The 19,628-nt window shown below is 45.9% G+C and carries 12 protein-coding genes and 2 tRNA genes; 6 read left to right on the top strand and 8 right to left on the bottom strand.

The annotated features are described in order from the left end of the window. The first annotated feature begins 175 nt into the window (after nucleotides 1-175). A complete protein-coding gene (locus ACZ2XM_RS00700) occupies nucleotides 176-946 on the top strand; it encodes an IclR family transcriptional regulator (RefSeq protein ID WP_490588075.1) in 771 nt (256 codons plus the stop codon). A 418-nt stretch (nucleotides 947-1,364) separates the two neighbouring features. Here ACZ2XM_RS00700 and ACZ2XM_RS00695 read toward each other — a convergent pair. The 6 genes from ACZ2XM_RS00695 to msrB all read right to left on the bottom strand — a co-directional run bounded on the left by ACZ2XM_RS00695 (nucleotide 1,365) and on the right by msrB (nucleotide 8,588). Continuing rightward, nucleotides 1,365-1,441: transfer RNA gene (locus ACZ2XM_RS00695), tRNA-Asp, on the bottom strand. Between the two features lie 51 nt (nucleotides 1,442-1,492). Then, nucleotides 1,493-1,568 (bottom strand) — tRNA-Val (locus ACZ2XM_RS00690). A gap of 561 nt (nucleotides 1,569-2,129) precedes the next feature. Beyond that, complete coding sequence (locus ACZ2XM_RS00685) at nucleotides 2,130-6,263, bottom strand: Ig-like domain-containing protein (protein ID WP_490588076.1); 4,134 nt, start codon at nucleotides 6,261-6,263, stop codon at nucleotides 2,130-2,132. A gap of 40 nt (nucleotides 6,264-6,303) precedes the next feature. Then, on the bottom strand, nucleotides 6,304-7,233 hold the full coding sequence (locus ACZ2XM_RS00680; RefSeq protein ID WP_490588077.1) for an OmpA family protein: 930 nt from the start codon (nucleotides 7,231-7,233) through the stop codon (nucleotides 6,304-6,306). A 351-nt stretch (nucleotides 7,234-7,584) separates the two neighbouring features. Then, entirely contained in the window at nucleotides 7,585-8,061 is a 477-nt protein-coding gene (locus ACZ2XM_RS00675) for a glutathione peroxidase (protein WP_490588078.1), read from the bottom strand. A gap of 98 nt (nucleotides 8,062-8,159) precedes the next feature. Continuing rightward, nucleotides 8,160-8,588, bottom strand: a complete 429-nt coding sequence (msrB, locus tag ACZ2XM_RS00670) for a peptide-methionine (R)-S-oxide reductase MsrB (RefSeq protein ID WP_490588079.1) — start codon at nucleotides 8,586-8,588, stop codon at nucleotides 8,160-8,162. A gap of 418 nt (nucleotides 8,589-9,006) precedes the next feature. Here msrB and ACZ2XM_RS00665 point away from each other — a divergent pair, with 418 nt between their 5' ends. After that, nucleotides 9,007-10,686, top strand: a complete 1,680-nt coding sequence (locus ACZ2XM_RS00665) for an aminotransferase class I/II-fold pyridoxal phosphate-dependent enzyme (RefSeq protein WP_490588080.1) — start codon at nucleotides 9,007-9,009, stop codon at nucleotides 10,684-10,686. Nucleotides 10,687-10,867: 181 nt separating this feature from the next. On the opposite strand, the gene ACZ2XM_RS00660 is transcribed toward ACZ2XM_RS00665, so the two are convergent. Both ACZ2XM_RS00660 and ACZ2XM_RS00655 read right to left on the bottom strand, forming a co-directional pair. Beyond that, nucleotides 10,868-12,478 carry an inorganic phosphate transporter gene (locus ACZ2XM_RS00660; protein ID WP_490588081.1) on the bottom strand — a complete coding sequence of 537 codons (1,611 nt, stop codon included), beginning with the start codon at nucleotides 12,476-12,478 and terminating at the stop codon, nucleotides 10,868-10,870. A 550-nt stretch (nucleotides 12,479-13,028) separates the two neighbouring features. Then, a complete protein-coding gene (locus tag ACZ2XM_RS00655; protein WP_490588082.1) occupies nucleotides 13,029-14,681 on the bottom strand; it encodes an ATPase in 1,653 nt (550 codons plus the stop codon). Nucleotides 14,682-15,099: 418 nt separating this feature from the next. Between ACZ2XM_RS00655 and ACZ2XM_RS00650 the strand changes: the two genes are divergently transcribed. The 4 genes from ACZ2XM_RS00650 (at nucleotide 15,100) to ACZ2XM_RS00635 (ending at nucleotide 19,524) form a co-directional block, all read left to right on the top strand. After that, nucleotides 15,100-15,810 carry an FFLEELY motif protein gene (locus tag ACZ2XM_RS00650; RefSeq protein WP_490588083.1) on the top strand — a complete coding sequence of 237 codons (711 nt, stop codon included), beginning with the start codon at nucleotides 15,100-15,102 and terminating at the stop codon, nucleotides 15,808-15,810. 208 nt (nucleotides 15,811-16,018) lie between these two features. Continuing rightward, a complete protein-coding gene (gene ubiE, locus ACZ2XM_RS00645) occupies nucleotides 16,019-16,993 on the top strand; it encodes a bifunctional demethylmenaquinone methyltransferase/2-methoxy-6-polyprenyl-1,4-benzoquinol methylase UbiE (RefSeq protein ID WP_490588199.1) in 975 nt (324 codons plus the stop codon). 97 nt (nucleotides 16,994-17,090) lie between these two features. Beyond that, on the top strand, nucleotides 17,091-17,813 hold the full coding sequence (locus ACZ2XM_RS00640) for a ubiquinone biosynthesis accessory factor UbiJ (protein ID WP_490588084.1): 723 nt from the start codon (nucleotides 17,091-17,093) through the stop codon (nucleotides 17,811-17,813). 64 nt (nucleotides 17,814-17,877) lie between these two features. Continuing rightward, complete coding sequence (locus ACZ2XM_RS00635; protein ID WP_490588085.1) at nucleotides 17,878-19,524, top strand: ABC1 kinase family protein; 1,647 nt, start codon at nucleotides 17,878-17,880, stop codon at nucleotides 19,522-19,524. Nucleotides 19,525-19,628: the final 104 nt, after the last annotated feature.

The following is a 19,628-nucleotide window of genomic DNA, read 5'->3' as shown; positions in this document are numbered from 1 at the left end:
GACTATCCACATCAGTGAATAGCACTTGGGGAATAATTTCATATAACGATAAAAATCTTATCGTTATTTAAATATATCAGAGTAATTTTATAATAACAAGACGCAACCGCATAAAAATTATCGTTATAATAAATAAATTTATTCGTAGCGATTGCGCTAGAGGTATCAAGTAATAATGAGTACTACTAAAAAGAAGGGTTCAAGCGTTGAGCGTGTTTTGCAGATAATAGAAGCTCTCGCTCTCTCACAAAGACCAATGAGTGTCAGTGATTTAGCAGAAGCATTAGAAGTGCCCATACCCAGTATGTATCGGCTGCTAGACCAACTGCATGGTCTTGGGTTCGTACAATTAGATTTGCCTGGGAAAGTAAGCTGCGGAAAACGCACGTACCAACTGGCCATGAAGTTATTGCAAAACAGTGACTTAAAAAATGAAAGATTAGCGATACTGAATGAGCTGTCAGCGAAAATAGGAGAGACGGTAGGTATTGCGATTTTAAAAGACTTAGATGTGGTTTATATCGATCGAGTCATGTCAGATTGGCCTCTGCAAATATTTTTGCCTTCTGGCACGCATATACCTGCCTGGGCCAGTGCCAGTGGCAAGTTATTGTTATCACAGTTATCGGTTGAGACCTGCGAACGCATCGTTGAAAAGATGTCGATACATGCGCTGACTACTAATACGCAAACCGATAAAAAACAACTTATGCAAACGATTGCTAAGACTCGCAAAACTAAAATAGGAATAGATAATGAGGAATTTATTCCAGGCATGGTAGCTTGTGCGGTCATGATTCCGAATAATGATCAACCAGCCTTTGCTACCTTATTTACCCATGGACCAACGGTTAGAAAAAGTATAGATGATTTACTCAGTTATCTACCTCTCATGCAAGAGGCTGCAAATGAGCTTTCAGTTATTTTTAACCAAAACTATGAATAGCTGAGTGCGTAAACTACAAACCTAGCCCAGCTAGCTAGGAACGTCCTAAAAAATAAAAACCTGTTTTATCTATGACAAACATAGCTTTAACAGGTTTTTTGTGTAGAGCCAGTTCAAAATGAAATGGTTATGGCTAGGGAAAATATCATTAAACTTTAACAACCTTGGTCACGAAATGGTCACCGTTTGGTCACCAAGGCTTTGGTCATCGATTTTCTTATACCAGTTTCTCTGCTGATAGATTACTGTCTAATGAGCTAAGAGAGAGTAAAATGCCTGTAGAGTGATAATAGACTTTTAAAATTAAAACTTTATAAATCAATAATTTAAAAAATACTACAGACACAAAAAAACCCCAAGTAAACTAATACATGGGGCGAAACTTGCTCAGACTTAACGTCTAAATTCGTTTTAAATATGGCGCAGCGGACGGGACTCGAACCCGCGACCCCCGGCGTGACAGGCCGGTATTCTAACCAACTGAACTACCGCTGCTTAGGTCGTCTTAGCTTTTGTCCGTATCAATAGGACCCACGGGCTAATATGTGGTGGGTGATGACGGGCTCGAACCGCCGACATTCTGCGTGTAAGGCAGACGCTCTACCAACTGAGCTAATCACCCTGAGCGAGGAGCCAACGAAGCACTGCTTCGTCCGAGCGCAAGAGAATTTGCTTATCCGCAAATTCTAAAAGCTCAATACCTACAATGAGGTATAACTTCTACTGCAAGAGAAAATTCCTTAAAGGTAATTTTCTAGAATTTCTAAGTAAAAACTGTCACATCTTACTTAGGCCTTCTAACCGAAACCCCTGTAAATACTAACCAAGGTCTCGCTCTGTGGGTGTGTATTATATAGATTTAACTTAGGCTGTCAAACCCTTTTTGCACTTTTTATCAATATTTTTGAATATAAACGTTATAAAGCTAAAAATGACCTGTTTTACCCTACATAACCTGTTTTACCCTATATAGTCAGTCCTGTTTAAAACTGATACTTAGCGAGTCACTGATATAAATTTTCTGGTTAGAAGTCATTATATGACTGAGGCAGGCGCAAACTTATACCACTGACTCTGTGTCAAATCTTGAGTGGACTGACTATTCTTAGCCAATTCAGCGGCAGATAAAAGACCTTCAGGTAACCAAAGGCCTGTTATCACATATAGACTGGCTGATTGAATGTTAAATAACGCCCCCACCCTGCTCTATATCAAGATTATGGTTAAGGGGGCTGCCGGTATTCGCAGAGATTAACTGCGAGCTAGTCGAGGTCTCAAAGTTACTAGCGACATTACTAGCGACGCTATTATCACTATTACTGTCGATGAATAATGCTCCGTCACGTGAACTGTCCTCTACCAAGTCCTCGTAATGTATATCGCTAGCCATTTTACTGGTTGGGGCAATAGCATCAGCATCAAGTTGCAACGTATAGTCTTGTACTTTCGTAATGGTGCCTTGGTTACCCGCAGCATCCGTGACGTTCGCAGTACCTACCACACGGGTATCCGCATCGGTGCCTAGCTCTAGTCCCAAGACCTCAACACCGAAAAGACCATTAGTATCTAACGTCATCATATAGTCTATATCATTGATGGCTAGAGTCACTTGGTCGCCTTGCGTAAACTCTCCAGATACTGTGCCTGTGATGTTAATAGTCTCGGTGAGCTCTATAGTATTAATGATATTGTCTTCAGTAATAGCATCAATCACTAACTTTGTAGTGCAAGAATTTGGCCCTCTCGTATCGGCTACTGGCGCGGTGTCATCGGCTATAGGCCCTGGGTTACCCGCCATATCGGTAATATTAGCGATTACTTCCGTATCGGGAGTAATTTCAAGGTCTTGACCATTATCAATAACATCTTGGGTGACTGCATAATCAATGCCATTGATAGTTAACTTATCCCCAATTTCAGTCCCCTCTGGTACGGTCACCGTGGCGGTAATAGTGCCATCATCGCCGACTTCTTCAGCATTATAAATAGCATCATCACCCGTAGATTCGAAGCCAATAGTTGGGGCAGCTGGCGCATCAGTATCCGCTGTAGCAGCCGTTGCTGTGGTCTGCGGACTTTGATTGCCCAACCTATCTGTCAGGCTAGCGGTTATCTCTTCACCCGGTAGAACCTCTATATTGAGACCATTATCACGGATAGCTAAAGTCACTGGATAATCCTCACCATTTACTGTCAATGTCTGTCCTGTCAGGGTACCGGGCGGCACACTGATATTGGCAGTAATAGTACCGTCGTCGCCTACCTCAGCTAGATTATAGATGCCATCTGCCCCTGGCTCTGCAAAAGTGATTTCTGGCGAGGGCGTCTCTATAGTATCCACAGCTAGCTCTAAAGTTCGGGTTACCCCTGGAGAGTAATCATTGGCGTCAAAGTAGCCGTCTCCATTGACTAAAATCTGTCCACTGCCTTTAAAGCCTGCTAACGGCGTTACGGTGGCGGTCCAACTCTTACCCCCATCTGAGGTTTGCAAATCACTTAGCTCAACCCCTTCTAGACGGAAGTCATCTAGCTCAAGCCCCACTACTGGTGACGAATAGCCCAGCTCTAACGTTGTCGTTTCATTAGCATTTAGATTTTCATCTAACACGCGATAGCTTTGGATGGTCACCGGCTCGTAACCATTTATCGAGGAGTTATTAGTAGAAACTGCAGCGTTTATAGAGTGGCTGTCTGTCGCTTGAGCATCCATAGATTCAGCATCTATAGCCTGAGCATCTATAAGAGAAGCGTTAGTATACAGTGTACTTGCGACAGTACCTGGTAATGCTAAACGACTGTTTTCTAAGGACACTTCGTTATCTACCGAGCTGTTCAAAGCGCTAGTTGGCGCGCTGTCTAAAATAGACGTGGCATAGTCAGCATCGGCAATAGTAAAGACTAGCGGCTCCTCCCCTTCGCTCAAACCATCGCTAATAGGCTGTACACTAATCGTGAAGGTCGTGACCTCTTTGGGGACAAATATCACGCCATTAACTTTGTCATAAGACACCCCTTCACTGAAGGTTAAGAAGTCATAATCTAGCTTATCCGCTACCGAGTCATCGCTAAGGGTCAGGTGTAATCGGGTGTCTTTTTCCAGAGCATCCGTGAGCGTGACGGTAAAGGCCACTTGCTCAGTGTCGTTTTCTACCACGTTTTGTGTGACAACAGAGTATACGTCACGAGCGTTTTCTTCGGTCAATTCAAGCGAGGTGGTATACAGCTGATTACCTTGAGCATCTTGCGCTCTTATCTCATAGTTATGCTGGGCACTACCCTCTTCAAAATCATTTGCCTCACTGAGTTTGCCTGCCTCTGTTAAGTAAAGCAGCGTATTATTAGTCTCAGGGTCCTGCTCTAACCGGAACCAACCATCGCTACTGACCACAGTGCCGCTCTCATTAAACACCACCTCGGCGACTTCTGGTTTTAGCTCGTCCTCTACTATCACGTTGCCAATCAAACCCACGTTGGTATTGTTCTCAATATATTGAATTCTAGAGGGTCTATCATCGAGTGCGTCATGAGTAGCTATCGATTGGTTACCGGCTGCGTCGGTTAGAGTGACCGTGACTACAGATTCGCCTCTAACTCGATTGGGCACTAGAGCAACTGACCCCGTCTCCGCATCAAAACTTACCCCGCTCTGTAAGCTGCCCGTCGGTGTATCAGGGCTAGCAGCCTGTTGCCATTGATCGGCAATGCCATCGTTATCAGTATCTACTCGAGTCAAAGTAAAGGTATTCAGCTCGCCCGTCTCACTAGTTTCGTCATAATAAGAAACTTGCATAGTGGTTAAATCGGTATCGTCTGGTGGGTTTATCACCACCCCACCATCAGCAGTTTCTGGAATGTCTGGCACTATTAGGCTATCGACTATCAGGGCGGGTGAAATTTCGGTCTCGGCTGCAGGGGCCGTGGCTGTCGCATCAGACCCTGAATTACCAGCTACATCCCTAATACTGGCGGTCACTACGGTATCCGGCGCAATCTCAATAGCTTGACCACCCTCTAAGACGGCTTGAGTCACTGGGTATTCTGTCCCATTGATAGTTAGGATATCACCTACTTCCGTACCGTCCAGCACAGTCACCGTGGCTGTAATCGTACCATCGTCACCGACTTCAACCTTATTATAAATAGCATCATCACCAGTAGATTCAAAGGCAATCGTTGGGGCATCAGGTGGCGTAATGTCTGCCTCGGGGGCAGTGTCTTTCGCATCGGGCCCCTTTTTACCAGCAGCGCTAGTGATGCTAGCGACCACCTCTGTAGCCGGGGCAATAGCAACCGTTTGACCATTAGCTATTACGTCTTCGGTCACAGGATAATCAGTACCGTTGATAGTCAGGACATCGCCTACCTCTGTATCCTCAGGCACAGTGATCGTAGCTGTGATAGTCCCATCTTCACCGACCTCTTCTGCATTATAAATACCGTCTGGTCCTGCTTCGGCAAAACTAATGGCGGGCGCTTGTGGGATATCAGCGCCGGCTATAGCGGTAGCAGGCTCGCTTTCTCCTGCTGGAGTAGTCTGCGTTGCGGTCACCTCTGAGCCATCTTTCACCTCATTGGCAGGAATAGTCACTGTGCCCGTTTCTGGGTTAATCGTCACATTATCCTCAGGATTATTATCTAGCCATTTTCCGTTCTCTGGATTTTGGGTAAAGGTGACGGTCTGCTCATTCACCTCTTCATTGATATAAGTAATCGCTGTGGCATTACCTTCTTCTGTGGGCTTCACAGTCACACTGCCATCTTCTTCCGCCGTTAGGACTGGCTTAGGGATTTCCGGTTTATCCGGCGTACCCTCATCATCCTTATCGTCATCATCGGCGAGAGCCGTTGCTACCAACCCCAGTCCTGCTAGACCTATCAGCCAAGGTAAAATAGTAAAACCCTCCTCGCTTTGACCCACCCACCAAGGGGACATCTGTGCAGGGCCACCTAGCGCTTGACCTTCTATATCACCTGGCGCCAACTGCGTCACATAGTCAGCCACCTCTGCGGTATCTGGGATGTAATAGTAATAATGGCCATCTTCTGCCATCCCCATAAGGGCTTGCTCAGCATTACTATAAAAATCTTGCAGGATTAAATTGGGCGTGGCGCCGTCTTCGGCAAAAGAAACGTGCAGATCATCTGCAACCCGTTTAGTAATGATATGATCAGGAGCATGACCTGAGCTCTGCTCGAGTAACTCATAATTGACCCCTCTACCCGCTGTAATAACCGTAGGCTGATTTTCACCTAGCATTACCGTCTCAGTATTAATAGTCGCTTGAGTATTCTGAACTTTTACAATAATCGCTTTCATACTGCTTCCCTCGTCCTGAGATTTATTGGCTGCGTCTTATCTATTGTGGTCCGACTACCGCGATGACTCTTCTATTCAGCTGTCGCCCCTCTTTAGTAGCATTACTCGCCACAGGTTTTGACTCTCCATAGCCGATGGTCGTTATGCGACTCGGGTCCACACCGTATTGATTGACGAGCAAGGTTTGCACCGCCTGCGCACGCCGCTCCGAGAGCTTTTGGTTATAAGCATCACTGGCCGTACTGTCGGTATGACCTTCAATGATGGTGCTAGTATTGCCATGCTCTGCCATAAACGCCGCGACATCAGAGACTCTGCTAAAGTATTGGGGTTGAATAATGGCTTTGTCGGTATCAAAAAACACCCGCATCTCAATACTAACCTCTTCTTCAAGTACAGGAGGCACTGTAGGAGACGGGACTGGGGTCGCAGCGGTGCAAGTAGGAGTGACCCGGCTGATTTGATGCTGCTGATAGCGTTTATCGGTCATGAGCGAGCTAACCGACTCAGGATTTACCTGCTGTAAGCTAATGCGCTCTTGCTCATCCACTTCGATATAAAAGAAATAGCTCTGCTGTGCCGGTAGCGTTAACGCCATAGCATTTTTGAGTAAGTCATTGGTTTTTTGTGAGGTGGTGACCGCGCTAATCTGAGTCGTGCCGGCGCAGGTATAGACTTGCGTATAGCCACCAGGTTGTAGACTGCCTTGATAGTCACCGTTGATAGCCAGATTGACACTGGTTTGACTATTATCTAGGTCAGTTTCGCGAATAAAGAACAGACTCACCTTATTGGGCGGTATAGGTTGGGCCAATAAGGTCTGTGGGTCTATGGCGACTTGGTCCTGCCAGCTGATATGGTCAACGGAGCTGACGGTAGGCTCTTGCCCAGCTGCAAAGGCGGTCACGGGTAGAATTAAGGTAAAGGCAAAAAGTATAGAGCGTTTATTAATAGACGTCCGAATAGACATACGGCCCCCAAATAATAGTCATTGCAGTTATTAAGCGTTATTAAGCGTTGTTCATATTTATTAAAATTTATTAAACACTGAATTAAACAATAACACTGCAGTAAAACTATTGGTCTAATATTAGGGGCTTTATGATGGGCTGCGTCATATCGTCGATATAAGGGATTACTCTTATCTATTACGACACTGGAAGCTATGGCAATTAATGCATAAAAAACAAAAAACCCTTCCAATTATGAAAGGGTTCTTGATAGGGCTAGTAACTATATAGACCTTTTATCGCCAAAAGATAACCGCTCAGTAATGAATATTAAACGGTTAAAACCGTGCAATAGTTAGATAGGATAACGACTATAGTAGCTTTTCAATATCCGCTTGCAGCGCTTCTGGCTTCGTAGTCGAGGCATAACGGTCCACCACCTGACCATCTTTATTAAGCAAAAATTTAGTAAAGTTCCACTTGATACCGTCAGTCAAAAACCCACCTTGTTGCTTTTTAAGCCATTCATAGACAGGGTGCGTGTCTTTACCATTCACATCGACTTTCGCCATCATAGGAAAGGTCACGCCGTAGTTTTTTTGACAGAATGAACCGATATCGTCGGCATCGCCAGGCTCTTGACTACCAAACTGATTACACGGAAAGCCAATCACGACTAAACCTTGATCTTTATACTGTTGATAAAGCTTCTCTAAGCCTTCGTACTGCGGGGTAAAACCACACTTGCTGGCCGTGTTGACGATTAGCAGTGCTTTACCTTGGTACTCCGCAAAGTCTTGTATATCGCCATTGAGGGTCTCAACTTGAAAATCATAAATACCGGTCATAGTGCTATCCTTGAGTCGTTGTTGTTATTTAAGAATTGTTATTTAGCCGTTGTTATATAAGAGTCGTTATTGAAAACTAGCCAGTAAATAGTCATGAACTAGTCGTCGCTGCTAGGCTCTAAATCTAATGCAATAGAGTTGATGCAATAACGCATGCCGGTAGTATCTTGCGGACCATCAGGGAAGACGTGGCCTAAATGAGCATCACAATTGCTACAAGTGACCTCAACGCGGCGCATACCATGTGAAGTGTCTAAATGCTCGTTAATGGCACCATCAAAGACGGTTTTATCAAAACTCGGCCAACCACAGCCCGAATGAAACTTATTGTCTGAAGTAAATAGCTTGGCACCGCAGCCTTTGCAACGATAGACGCCTTTATCTTCAGTGTCAGTATAGTCGCCAGCGAAAGCTCGCTCGGTACCTTTCTCTCTTAGCACACGATACTCTTCGTCGCTTAAGCGCGCACGCCAATCAGCATCGGTCAATTGGGCGATTTCTTCTTTGCTTAATTCTCTATCTTGCATAATGTTACCTATAATTTTAAGAAAATGGATATTGGAGGATTAACCCTCAAATCTATAGCTCTAGAATAATACAAAAACGCCGCTATCACCTTTTGATAAATGTTAATGAAAGCTAATGGCTATAAGGTTAACACTCTAATTAACCCCACTTATCTATCCCCATTTTTATACCGTATTTTGCTCCATAAATCTCTTTACACTGCCACGCAAAATATAGGTTATTTTTACCATTAGTTATTAGGAAATAACTAAAGGAGGTGCGTTATGACCTATTTATGCAAGAAAAACTTGCATTTTATAAACGATAAAATTAGATTTGTAGCTTATTTATAATTTAACTTGCAAGATAATTTATGATGCAATAATATCTTGCATTAGGTGACTAATAACTGCTCTCTCATTAGCTAATGGACCGTATATGACTTCCACTCCTGATTACAAGGCACAAGGTAAGCGCTTGAATAAGCTGCGTAAAGCCAAAGGCCTAACAGCAGAACAACTGGCTACCGCCATGACAGAAGCTGGAGCCAAAGCGAGTCGCGGTGCTATCTCTAATTGGGAGCGTGGTATCAATGGTATTGTCTCTTCAAAACTGCCCACTTTGGCGCGAATACTAGATTGTAGCGAAGGGTTTTTACTGCGTGGTGAGTTAGCAGCAGTAACCAATACAGAGGCTACAGTCCACCCAGAGACTAGGGCTGGTGACGCTAATACTGCTACGGCTAAAAATGTTGTTTCAACCCACTCTGGGGTAGTCTCTTCTGACGACCCTGCTAATGATCTCCCCTCTTCTATGACTAATAAAAGTGATCCCGTTATGCATACTCTAAAAAAATCTGACAAATTACAAAACGTCTGTTATGACATTCGTGGCCCTCTCCTAAAAACGGCCACGAAAATGGAAGCCGAAGGCCAGCGTATTCTGAAGCTCAACGTCGGCAACCCCGCTCCTTTTGGTCTAGAAGCGCCGCATGAAATCCTACGCGATGTCGCCTTAAATCTACCAGAATCTATTGGCTACTCAGACTCACAAGGGATTTTTTCTGCCCGTAAAGCCGTGTTGCAGTACTATCAGGGCAAAGGCCTACTCTCTGCTGTAGACGTGCGCGATGTGTATTTGGGCAATGGCGTGTCTGAGCTAATTGTCATGACCATGCAAGCGCTGATGAATGACGGTGACGAAGTGCTGATTCCTATGCCTGATTATCCTTTATGGACGGCAGCGGCGAACCTTGCAGGCGGCTCAGCGGTCCATTATCGCTGTAATGAAGACGACAATTGGCAGCCCGATATTGCAGATATTAAGTCTAAAATCACGCCTAAAACCAAAGGAATTGTAGTCATTAATCCCAACAATCCGACCGGCGCGCTTTATTCTGACGCCATCTTGCGTGAAATCATTGCCCTCGCCAAGCAACACAATCTAGTCATTATGGCAGATGAGATTTACGACCGGGTTTTATATGATGAGGTGACCCATACCCCAATGTGTACGCTGACGGACGATGTCTTAGTGCTCACTTATAATGGCTTGTCCAAATCGCATCGTATCGCAGGGTTTCGGGCAGGCTGGCTGATGCTATCCGGCAAAAAAGACCATGCTGGCGACTTTATTGAAGGTTTAGACATGCTAGCGTCTATGCGCCTGTGTGCCAATGTCCCGGCGCAATATGCCATCCAAACGGCTATGGGCGGCTACCAAAGTATGAAGGCGCTCACTTCTGAGTCAGGCCGTCTGTATAAGCAGCGCGCTATGGCGATTGAACGTCTGAATGCTATTGAAGGTATCTCTTGCACCATGCCGCAAGGCGCCTTTTACTGCTTCCCCAAAATTGACCTCAACATCTACCCGATTCAGGACGATATGAAATTCATGATGGAGTTGTTAATCGATGAAAAGGTATTGATGGTACAAGGAACAGGCTTTAACTGGGATGCTCCGGATCATTTCCGTGTAGTCTTTTTGCCCAACCTGCACGATTTAGAAGATGCTATGGATCGCCTCGAGCGCTTCTTTGCTAAAAAACGCCGAGAATACGGCACGGATAATTATAGTGCTAATACTATGGAAAGTGGCACTGCTCTAGAGCGCGCTTAAGCGTAAGAGAAGCATAAAAAATGACAGAACTTTAAAGCATAAGTAGCTTTAGAGACTAAAGAGTAGAGAATAAACACAGAATTAAGACCCTAAAAAAACCGCCTGATAATCAAGTTATCGGGCGGTTTTTTGTTATCTGCGGGTCTAGAAAACAAGCTTTCTAATGACCTAATAGCAGGGCCTATAAGAAGTACGATAGCGCAAGGAAGCTTAACGCAGACATCGTTGCGGCAGCTGGCAAGGTAATAATCCAAGCCAAGCCGATGGGTTTCATTAGCGCCCAGTTGGTATCTTTATTCACCATACCAATACCCAATACGGCACCGACTAGCGTATGCGTACTAGACACCGGCAAGCCCATAGTAGACGCGCCCATAACTACGGCAGCAGCGGCAAGCTCGGCAGAGAAGCCCGAAGCTGGGTGCATCTTCGCTAGGTTGGTCCCTACCGTTTGGATGACTTCTTTACCAATAAACCATAAGCCGACGATTAGCGCGACCCCAAAGGTCAACATAACTGGCGTGGGCACAGCAGCTTGTGCTGAAATGGTATTAAACCTGATGACATCCATAATGGCAGCAAAAGGCCCAACCGCGTTGGCAATATCGTTGGAGCCATGACTAAAGGCAAAACCAGACGCCGTAAACACCTGCATCCAGCTGAACATGATAAAAGTCGCTTTCGCCAAGTCGTCTTTAAGTTTACCACGGATACTTTTGGTATAAATAAAGGTGGTTAGCCAAATCAGTGCCCCGGCCATCCCAATCATCAAAAAGGCATCTATATTTGAGAGATTCAAATCAGATCTATTTTTTAGCCCCTTAAAGACCACCATGGACATCATAACCATACCGCCAAGAGCGGCGATTAAAGGCACCCAGGTTCTTAATGCTTTAAGCGGATCCATAGCATTGCGTTCACGATCAATCTCGTAAAGCTCACGGTAATAATCGGTCTCTAAATCAGCGCGTTGGCAATCTTCATCTTTATAAATTTCTTGATCGCGCAGCATTTGCGAAGTATACGACAGCTGCAGTGACTCAGAAAGCTGTTCAAAAAAGACCTTCTGATTCTTTTTCACCGCTTTTTTGGCCGCTTTCAACTCGGCAATGCGGGTTTCAGCCAAATCATTATAGGCTAAGATTTTCTTTTTAATCTGCCCATATAATAAGTAGGATAATACGCCACCCAATAAAGGAGAGACTATCCAAGAAATCGCAATCTCACCAATCTTACTCCAAGCTACCGTAGACAAGGCCATATCCACGCCGCCCAAGGAGATACCTAAGACAATGGAGCTGCCGACGACACCGCCGATAATGGCGTGAGTCGTAGAGACAGGCAAGCCCTTTTTGGTGGCGAATAGTAGCCAAAACGCGGCAGCAATAAGCGCTGACAGCATGACATAAATGAATTTATCAGGAGTGACCGCCAGACCATCTAAGTCTACGATACCTTTACGGATGGTATCCGTCACTTCCCCACCGGCAATCACCGCACCGGACACTTCAAAAATTGCCGCTATGCCTAGCGCTTGGGGTACGGTTAGCGTACCTGCGCCCACCGAGGTGCCGAAAGAGTTGGCAACGTCATTACCACCGATATTGAACGCCATGAAGATGCCAAAAAAAGTGGCAATGACAAACAATAGCGTCTGCTGATGTAAAGTGTAATCAAGTCCCCACCATAAAAAATAAGCGGTCATTGCAGCCATAATGGCCGCGAATAACAGATTAACTTTCATAGAACCAACTTCACGAGTTGGCTGCGAGGTATTAGTGCTAATGCCCATATGCAACGATGCCTTGTACTGACTCATGATAGCTAAGAGGCGCTATCGTGACAGTGGAACGATCATAATCTAACGCAACAAAAGACAACATACCTGCCTGCACCATAGGGTTACTTATTGCAATAAGTAGGCGATATTGTGAGAACAGGGATGCTATGGAATTTATTGAGCCGACTATATAGATGCGAACTTAGAATAGGGGTGAAAATAGCGCCTATTATAAAGAGGTTGACGCAATATTCAATCGTAGATAGTGATATTGACCCGGCTATTAACAAAAACTTTGTCATTAAAATAACTAATAGATAAGCTGAGATAAACTAATATTTATTTTAAGATAAACAATAACTTTGCTGCCTTACTCGTTCGTCGCTGCGCCAAATAAATTATCTGAATATAAGCAAAGCACTACAGGCAAGCCACCACTTAAAGGCGCGAATTAACCGCTTAATCGTCTTGTTGAATAAAGCGGTTACACAAGGCTTAGTGAAAGCGCCAATAATAAAGTTATTATTTAGCCCATTTATACATTAGCTCGTCCAGCAACCTTTTAAAAAGCTTTTTTGGCTTTTTTAGGGTGCAAAGCTTTGGTTAATTGGGCAATTGTATGGTCCAACACGAGTAGCCGTGCAGTGCGTTTATCATTGGTCGCAATCATCTTCCACGGGGCCACTGTGGTACTGGTACGGAGCAGCATATCCGAGGCAGCCTGTACATAGTCTTGCCAGCGATCGCGATTGCGCCAATCATCCTCGGTCAATTTAAATTGTTTATGCGGGGTCTCTTCACGGGCTTCAAACCGCGCCAACTGCTCTTTTTTATCAATAGCTAGCCAAAACTTAATCAAAATCGTCCCTGAAGCGGCTATATCGGATTCAAAACGGTTAATTTCATCATAGGCCCGCTGCCACTCTTGCTCACTGGCAAAGCCTTCCACCCGCTCGACCAATACCCGCCCATACCAAGTCCGGTCAAAGATAGCCACACGGCTGATACGATCGGTCTGCTCATTGGGCAAGCGCGTCCAAAATCGCCACAGATACGGATGCTCAAGCTCATAGCGCATCGGCGCACCGATGTTATAGACTTGGTATTCGCGCGGGTCTAAAGGGGCAACCAGACGCTTAATAGCCCCACCCTTACCGGCAGCATCCATCCCTTCAAAGGCAAAGATAACATGGCGTTGACCACGTTCCCGCAGCAGCTTAGCCACTTGGGCTTGTTTGTCCGCCAACTCATCTTTATAGTCTGATTTGTCCATATCGGGGTCGTCGATATCGGTCAGCATGTCGGGGATATCGGCCCAAATAAACTCGTGCTTAGGCTGTTTATACCCCACAGTGGCCAACTGCGTAGCAGCATTTTTAGCCACAGGGTATTGGCTACTTTGCACCGCCTCTTGCATAGCATGTAAGACGTGGTGACAGAACTTGAGCGTCGACTCTTCACGGTCTGTACCATCGATGATAATCCAATCGCCCTGCTGCCCCAGGATTTGCTTGGCGACTTTATTAAACTGCTTTAATACTTTGTTATTTGACCAGTCAATTTGATACAACTGCTTAGGGTCAGCCTCTGCGTCCCCTAAACGCTCTGCCAACGTCTCTGCATCGATATGGAACCAGCATTTCAGCAGCTTAGTGCTGTTGCTGACCAAATCCTTTTCAAAAGCCGCTAGCCGCGTCAGTTGGCTCTGTAGATATTGCTCCCAATCGTTATCCTCGTCTGCAGCCGCTATCTTTTGCATGACTTCGTAGAGTAAATCAGCGTACCAGTTACCAAAGTAAACCATCACATCACCATGGCGCGGTAATGCTTTGGTATGCGCTTGCCAGAGCGGCTGCGAGTGCTGCGCCGGATAACCAATAGTGGCCTCGACCTTTAAGAGCCGCGGATCGACCCATTGGCGCAACTGTTTGACCGCTTGGCCTTTACCCGCCAGCTCAATACCGTTGACCAGCACCAAGAGACCCGTGGGCTGCACGTTAGCTTTTTCCGTTTGTCGGGTCTCGCGCAGGGCATATTGCGACGTTACTAACGCCAAGCGTAACGCTTCTTCATCTAGCGAAAACTGGCTTAGAGGATTAATCATTAGCTTATCTGCCACTGCCGCCTTCTCTCCCTTTCCCACTTTCTGCCCTTTTGCTTTTGCCTTAACTTTGGCTTTATCTACGCTCTTATCATCCTTTTTCTTTTTACTCATTCTTCTTATCTCCTGCTTTATGATTATTTATGATTCAATTTATAAAGAAGCGCTTTAATTACCAGCTTAATCTAGCTACCCTGTTACGATAACAGTTTGTCATTTGAGTTATGTTATAAATTATTTTAAGGTAAGGCGCTATGATTAGAGACTCAGCGCTACTTACTGGTAAAATACGGCATAGTCATACTGTTAATTACTGAATATAATCAATAAAATAAAATAATAAGCTGGATTAATAGACCAGCGAGCTATGCCACCATTAACCTTATTTGTACTATCCCTTTTTATGGTATAAAACGCCATTTTTATTTTAGAGACCTGAATTTTATAGCTGATTTTATAGCTGACTTTGCTAGCCCACTTTACTCATTAACTTTAACGATTACCCCAGCTAATTTACCCATAAGGATTTTTTATGTCTGCACTCGCCAATTTGCAATCGCACCTCGAGCACTACCGTCAGCTGCCGCATCATAACGATGCCGTCCTCGCTGATAAACTTAATGAAGTGCAGTCTTGGCAACGCGACCGCCTGCGTGAGACCCATAAAGAGCTGTTTTCCAAGCCTAAATATACGCTAATGGGCGAATATTTCGTCAATAAGCTCTATGGTGGCGCGGAATTTGACATATTGGTCAAACAGTTTGAGCGTATTGTCCCTAAAGCTAAAAAGCTCGAAAAACTGGCCCCTGCTGCTGCGCTAGAGACCGCTACCCATGCGATTCGTTCTGCTATCGATGCCACTGAATTAGATTTACACCTTGCCGAGTGGTTAGTCAGCAACGATTTACCGGTGAATAAAGACAATATGCTGCAAGCCTATCGCAGTGTGAATGAAGCCGATGCCCGCCGCGAGCAACTGGGCGCGCTAAAAGACGTCTGCTATCGCACGGATAAATATATTAACTCGTTTATGTTACGTAAGGCCTTTCAGTTAGCCAAAGGCACGGCCTATAAATATAACTACCAGCCTTTGTATGACTTTATGGCCGATGGCTTTGCTGCTATGAAGCCACTGCCTAATGTCGCCAGCTTTATCGAACCGGTCTGTGAGCGCGAATTAAAGATAGTCGACCGCGTGCATCAACCGAATAATGACGGCAGCATGGACCCGTTTGATGTATGATATCCGCATCGATAAATTATGCACAAACACATAGAAAATAGGACGCCCCATGAGCAGCAACCCTACGAATAATAATGCCATCGAGCCCAATTTGACCGCCGATGCCACGCCTGCAAGTGCGTCACAAAATGACAGCGTGCAAGCCCAATTGGTTAAAGACAGTATCAATCATAACCAAACTACTATGGCCAAAGTACAGAGTAATATTATGCAAGAGCAAAACACAGATAGCGCACAATTTACCCAAGCGGCTGACCTTCCACAAGGTACACCACAAGGTCAGCAAATGACCCAGCCTTATGTGGCTCCTACGCAAAACAGCAATGCTCAAAATAGCAGCGCACAAAACAGCAATGCTCAAGCTAGCCAGCACTCGCATTACCCACCGCGTTTTAACCCGCGTGATGACATTAATAACCCGCATACGCTGGAGACCGATGGTCTAGAAGAGACTCATTTTGGTTATAAGAAAGTTAAAAAGGCTGAAAAGCAAGCACGCGTTGCCGATGTCTTTACTTCGGTCGCCAAAAAATACGACATCATGAATGACTTAATGTCATTTGGTATTCACCGCTTATGGAAGCGTTATGCCATTAGCTTAAGTGGTGTGCGTGCCGGCCAACATGTGCTGGATATCGCTGGTGGTACCGGCGATTTAGCGAAAGTATTTAGCCGTGAAGTGGGCCGTAGTGGTCATGTGGTGCTATCTGATATTAACGAAGCGATGCTAGAAGTCGGTCGTGAGCGTTTATTGAATGCCGGTTGTAATAACGTGGATTTCGTCCTAGCTAATGCTGAGACCCTAGCCCCGTTTGATGACAACTCGTTTGATCTACTGACCATCAGTTTTGGTCTGCGTAACGTCACCGACAAAGATGCCGCATTGCGCTCTATGTACCGTGTGCTGAAGCCAGGTGGTCGCTTATTGATTCTAGAATTTTCTAAGCCTATCTTTGAGCCTTTATCTAAAGCTTATGATATTTACTCATTTACCGCCTTACCGGTCATGGGCAAATTAGTCGCTGGCGATTCTGAGAGCTATCAGTATCTGGCTGAGTCTATCCGTATGCACCCGAACCAACAGACGCTGAAGCAAATGATGGAAAACGCCGGGTTTGAAAACTGCGACTATCATAACTTGACGGCCGGTATCGTGGCTGTGCACCGCGGCTTTAAGAAATAGATTGCTAATCGACTGGGCGGGGCGCCATGCTGCCGCCCCTACTGTCTTTCTAGAACCGCCCCTACTATTTTTCTAGAATAAATAAAAGGTCGTAACTATGCTTACCGTCTTATTGTTAGCTGGCGTAGAAAAGCTGGTCAATCTTGCCATTCGCAGTGATGAGATTACCCGAGCAGGCTTGGTGCCACTCAGTGGTAAGGTGCTGCGTTTAACCATGCAAGTACCCGCTTTAAATATAGATGTGCTATTCAATGACAACCATTTGCGTTTTGAGCCGGTTGTGGCCCCTAGCGTATTTGAGCCACGCGGTTATGATGCGAGTGCAGATTCTAGTAGAGAGGGTAGCGAACGTGCCCGTGCTAGTGCAGCTCTGGCTAGCCTAGGACATAGCGCTCCGGACTGTACTATTAAAGTAGCGAATATAGCAGAACTGCTCAATCTTATGCGTAGCACTGAGGGCAACCTGCCTATTGAAGGCGACTACAAAGTATTGATGCAGCTGAAGCAGTTGATTGCCGGTTTTGACCCCGATGTGGCCGGTCAGCTCGAGCCTTTGATTGGGGTGCCATTAGCCTCGCAACTGAACCTATTGATTCGTCAATTAAAAGGTACGCTACGCCATACCGCCAAGCATACCTTTGATGATGTCGCCGATTGGGCAAATGACGTGGCTGGCAATGCGCGCGTCGATCCAGAGATGGCTGCTGAGGTCGATGAGCTCAAGCAGCAACTGCTCAAACTGCGCGCAGATGTCGAGCGTGAAGAAGCCCGGCTTGCTATGATTATGGCCGAGCAAGCCCGACTAAAACCACAGAACTAGAATAAAGTCCCCGACTTAGACCCAGATTCAGACCTGGTCCCAGAATAAGAGATGAGTACCGTTCATGCTTTTTTCCTACCGCAAACGCCTGCTTGAGCTGTGGCGCATCGCTGCTCATTATCGTATCGACACTCACCTACCTTTAGAGGATACCCCGCAACTGCAGCCCGTGGTGCGTCTGATTCGTATGCACCCTGCTGCTTGGGGCAAGTCGCATCAGCCCAATGGCATTAAGTTTGCGCTTGAGGATATGGGGACGCTGTTCTTAAAGTTAGGCCAGCTACTGTCTACGCGTCGCGACTTAGTGACGCCAGAGATTATCGCGCAATTGGTCCAGTTACAAGACCGCGTCAAGCCTTTTGACGTCAATATCGCTATTGACCAGATTGAAGATACTAAACACGGCTTGGGCGCCCCTATTACCGAACTATTTGCTCGTTTTGATGTTAAGCCATTAGCTGCAGCCTCTATCGCGCAAGTCCACACTGCCGCCTTGCATGATGGCCGTGAAGTCGTCGTCAAAGTCGTGCGTCCTGATATTCGTGAGACTATCGTGGCAGATTTTGAGCTGTTACGAGAGCTGGCGCAATGGGCCTCAGCGCGTATTGAAGCAGCGCGTGCAGTACGTATTATCGATATTGTCGAAGACTATCGTCAAGTCATGCTCGGTGAATTGGACCTGAGTTTTGAAGCGGACAATACCACGCAGATGCGCAATAACTTCTTAGGCTCGGCGATGATGTACGTGCCGGAAGTCTATGATGCCTCAAAAAATGTCATGGTTATGGAGCGTATCTTCGGCGTGCCCATCTCGCATACCCATGTGTTTGATGAATTGGGTTATGACCGGGCAGCATTGGCAGAGCGCGGTCTGACCATCTTCTTTACCCAAGTCTTCCGCGATAACTTTTTTCATGCGGATATGCACCCCGGCAATATCTTCGTTGAAGTGGCCTCGCCTGAAGTTATGGCCGCCAATCCTAGCTATAACCCGCGCTATATCGGTATTGATTGCGCGATTATGGGCGAGCTGTCAAAAGACGATCAGTTAATCGTAGCTCGTATGCTACTGTCAGTGATTAATAATAACTTTAGCGCCCTTGTCGATATTGTCAGTCGCGCGGGGTGGATTCCCCCGAACGCAGACAAACATGCCTTAACCCGTGATATGCGCCGAACGGTCTCACCAATGCTGTCGAAACCAATTAATGAAATCGACTTTGCAGGCGTACTGATGCAAATTCTAGATATTGCCCGCCGCCATCATATGAGCATCCCACCACAGCTGATGCTCCTGCTGAAGACCTTAGTGCACGTCGAGGGTCTAGGCCGTGATTTATACCCCGATTTAGATATTTGGTCGCTGGCCAAGCCCATCTTGACCGCTTGGGTCAAAGAGCAGCTGGACCCTATGCGCAACTTGCAGCAACTGCGCACACAGTTGCCTGAGCTACTGCTCACCAGCGCTCAGCTACCTAAACTGCTGGACCAAGGCTTGCAGAGTTTGGCGACACAAGGGTCACGGCAAGACGATCAGTTGCGTGAGATTCAACAGATTCGCTCGGACATGCTTAATGACCGTCGTCGTGATTGGCTGGCGCTGGCCGGCTTTGGTATCAGTGTCGCTATTGCTACCCAAGTCATCGGCTGGCTATCACCTGTGTTTTATATCATTGCTATTATCTTCGTCATCTGGCGGATGGTCGGGTAAGTTCTTTTTATATAGATAGCGCGCTTAATGAGTTTAAATTAGGCGCCTTTTTATATTAGACCCTGTTATTACCCTTGTTCAGTCTTCGCTACCTGCAACAATTG

This window comes from Psychrobacter sp. CoH-33_TS_01 (assembly GCF_058189395.1).
This window is presented reverse-complemented; position numbering and strand designations above follow the sequence as displayed.

Coding starts and splice junctions, on each gene's coding strand:
- ACZ2XM_RS00680 (WP_490588077.1), bottom strand. CDS start 7,233: ATGTCTATTCGGACGTCTATTAATAAACGCTCTATACTTTTTGCCTTT.
- ACZ2XM_RS00660 (WP_490588081.1), bottom strand. CDS start 12,478: ATGGGCATTAGCACTAATACCTCGCAGCCAACTCGTGAAGTTGGTTCT.
- ACZ2XM_RS00640 (WP_490588084.1), top strand. CDS start 17,091: ATGCTTACCGTCTTATTGTTAGCTGGCGTAGAAAAGCTGGTCAATCTT.
- ubiE (WP_490588199.1), top strand. CDS start 16,019: ATGCAAGAGCAAAACACAGATAGCGCACAATTTACCCAAGCGGCTGAC.
- ACZ2XM_RS00700 (WP_490588075.1), top strand. CDS start 176: ATGAGTACTACTAAAAAGAAGGGTTCAAGCGTTGAGCGTGTTTTGCAG.
- ACZ2XM_RS00675 (WP_490588078.1), bottom strand. CDS start 8,061: ATGACCGGTATTTATGATTTTCAAGTTGAGACCCTCAATGGCGATATA.
- ACZ2XM_RS00655 (WP_490588082.1), bottom strand. CDS start 14,681: ATGAGTAAAAAGAAAAAGGATGATAAGAGCGTAGATAAAGCCAAAGTT.
- ACZ2XM_RS00685 (WP_490588076.1), bottom strand. CDS start 6,263: ATGAAAGCGATTATTGTAAAAGTTCAGAATACTCAAGCGACTATTAAT.
- ACZ2XM_RS00665 (WP_490588080.1), top strand. CDS start 9,007: ATGACTTCCACTCCTGATTACAAGGCACAAGGTAAGCGCTTGAATAAG.
- ACZ2XM_RS00635 (WP_490588085.1), top strand. CDS start 17,878: ATGCTTTTTTCCTACCGCAAACGCCTGCTTGAGCTGTGGCGCATCGCT.
- ACZ2XM_RS00650 (WP_490588083.1), top strand. CDS start 15,100: ATGTCTGCACTCGCCAATTTGCAATCGCACCTCGAGCACTACCGTCAG.
- msrB (WP_490588079.1), bottom strand. CDS start 8,588: ATGCAAGATAGAGAATTAAGCAAAGAAGAAATCGCCCAATTGACCGAT.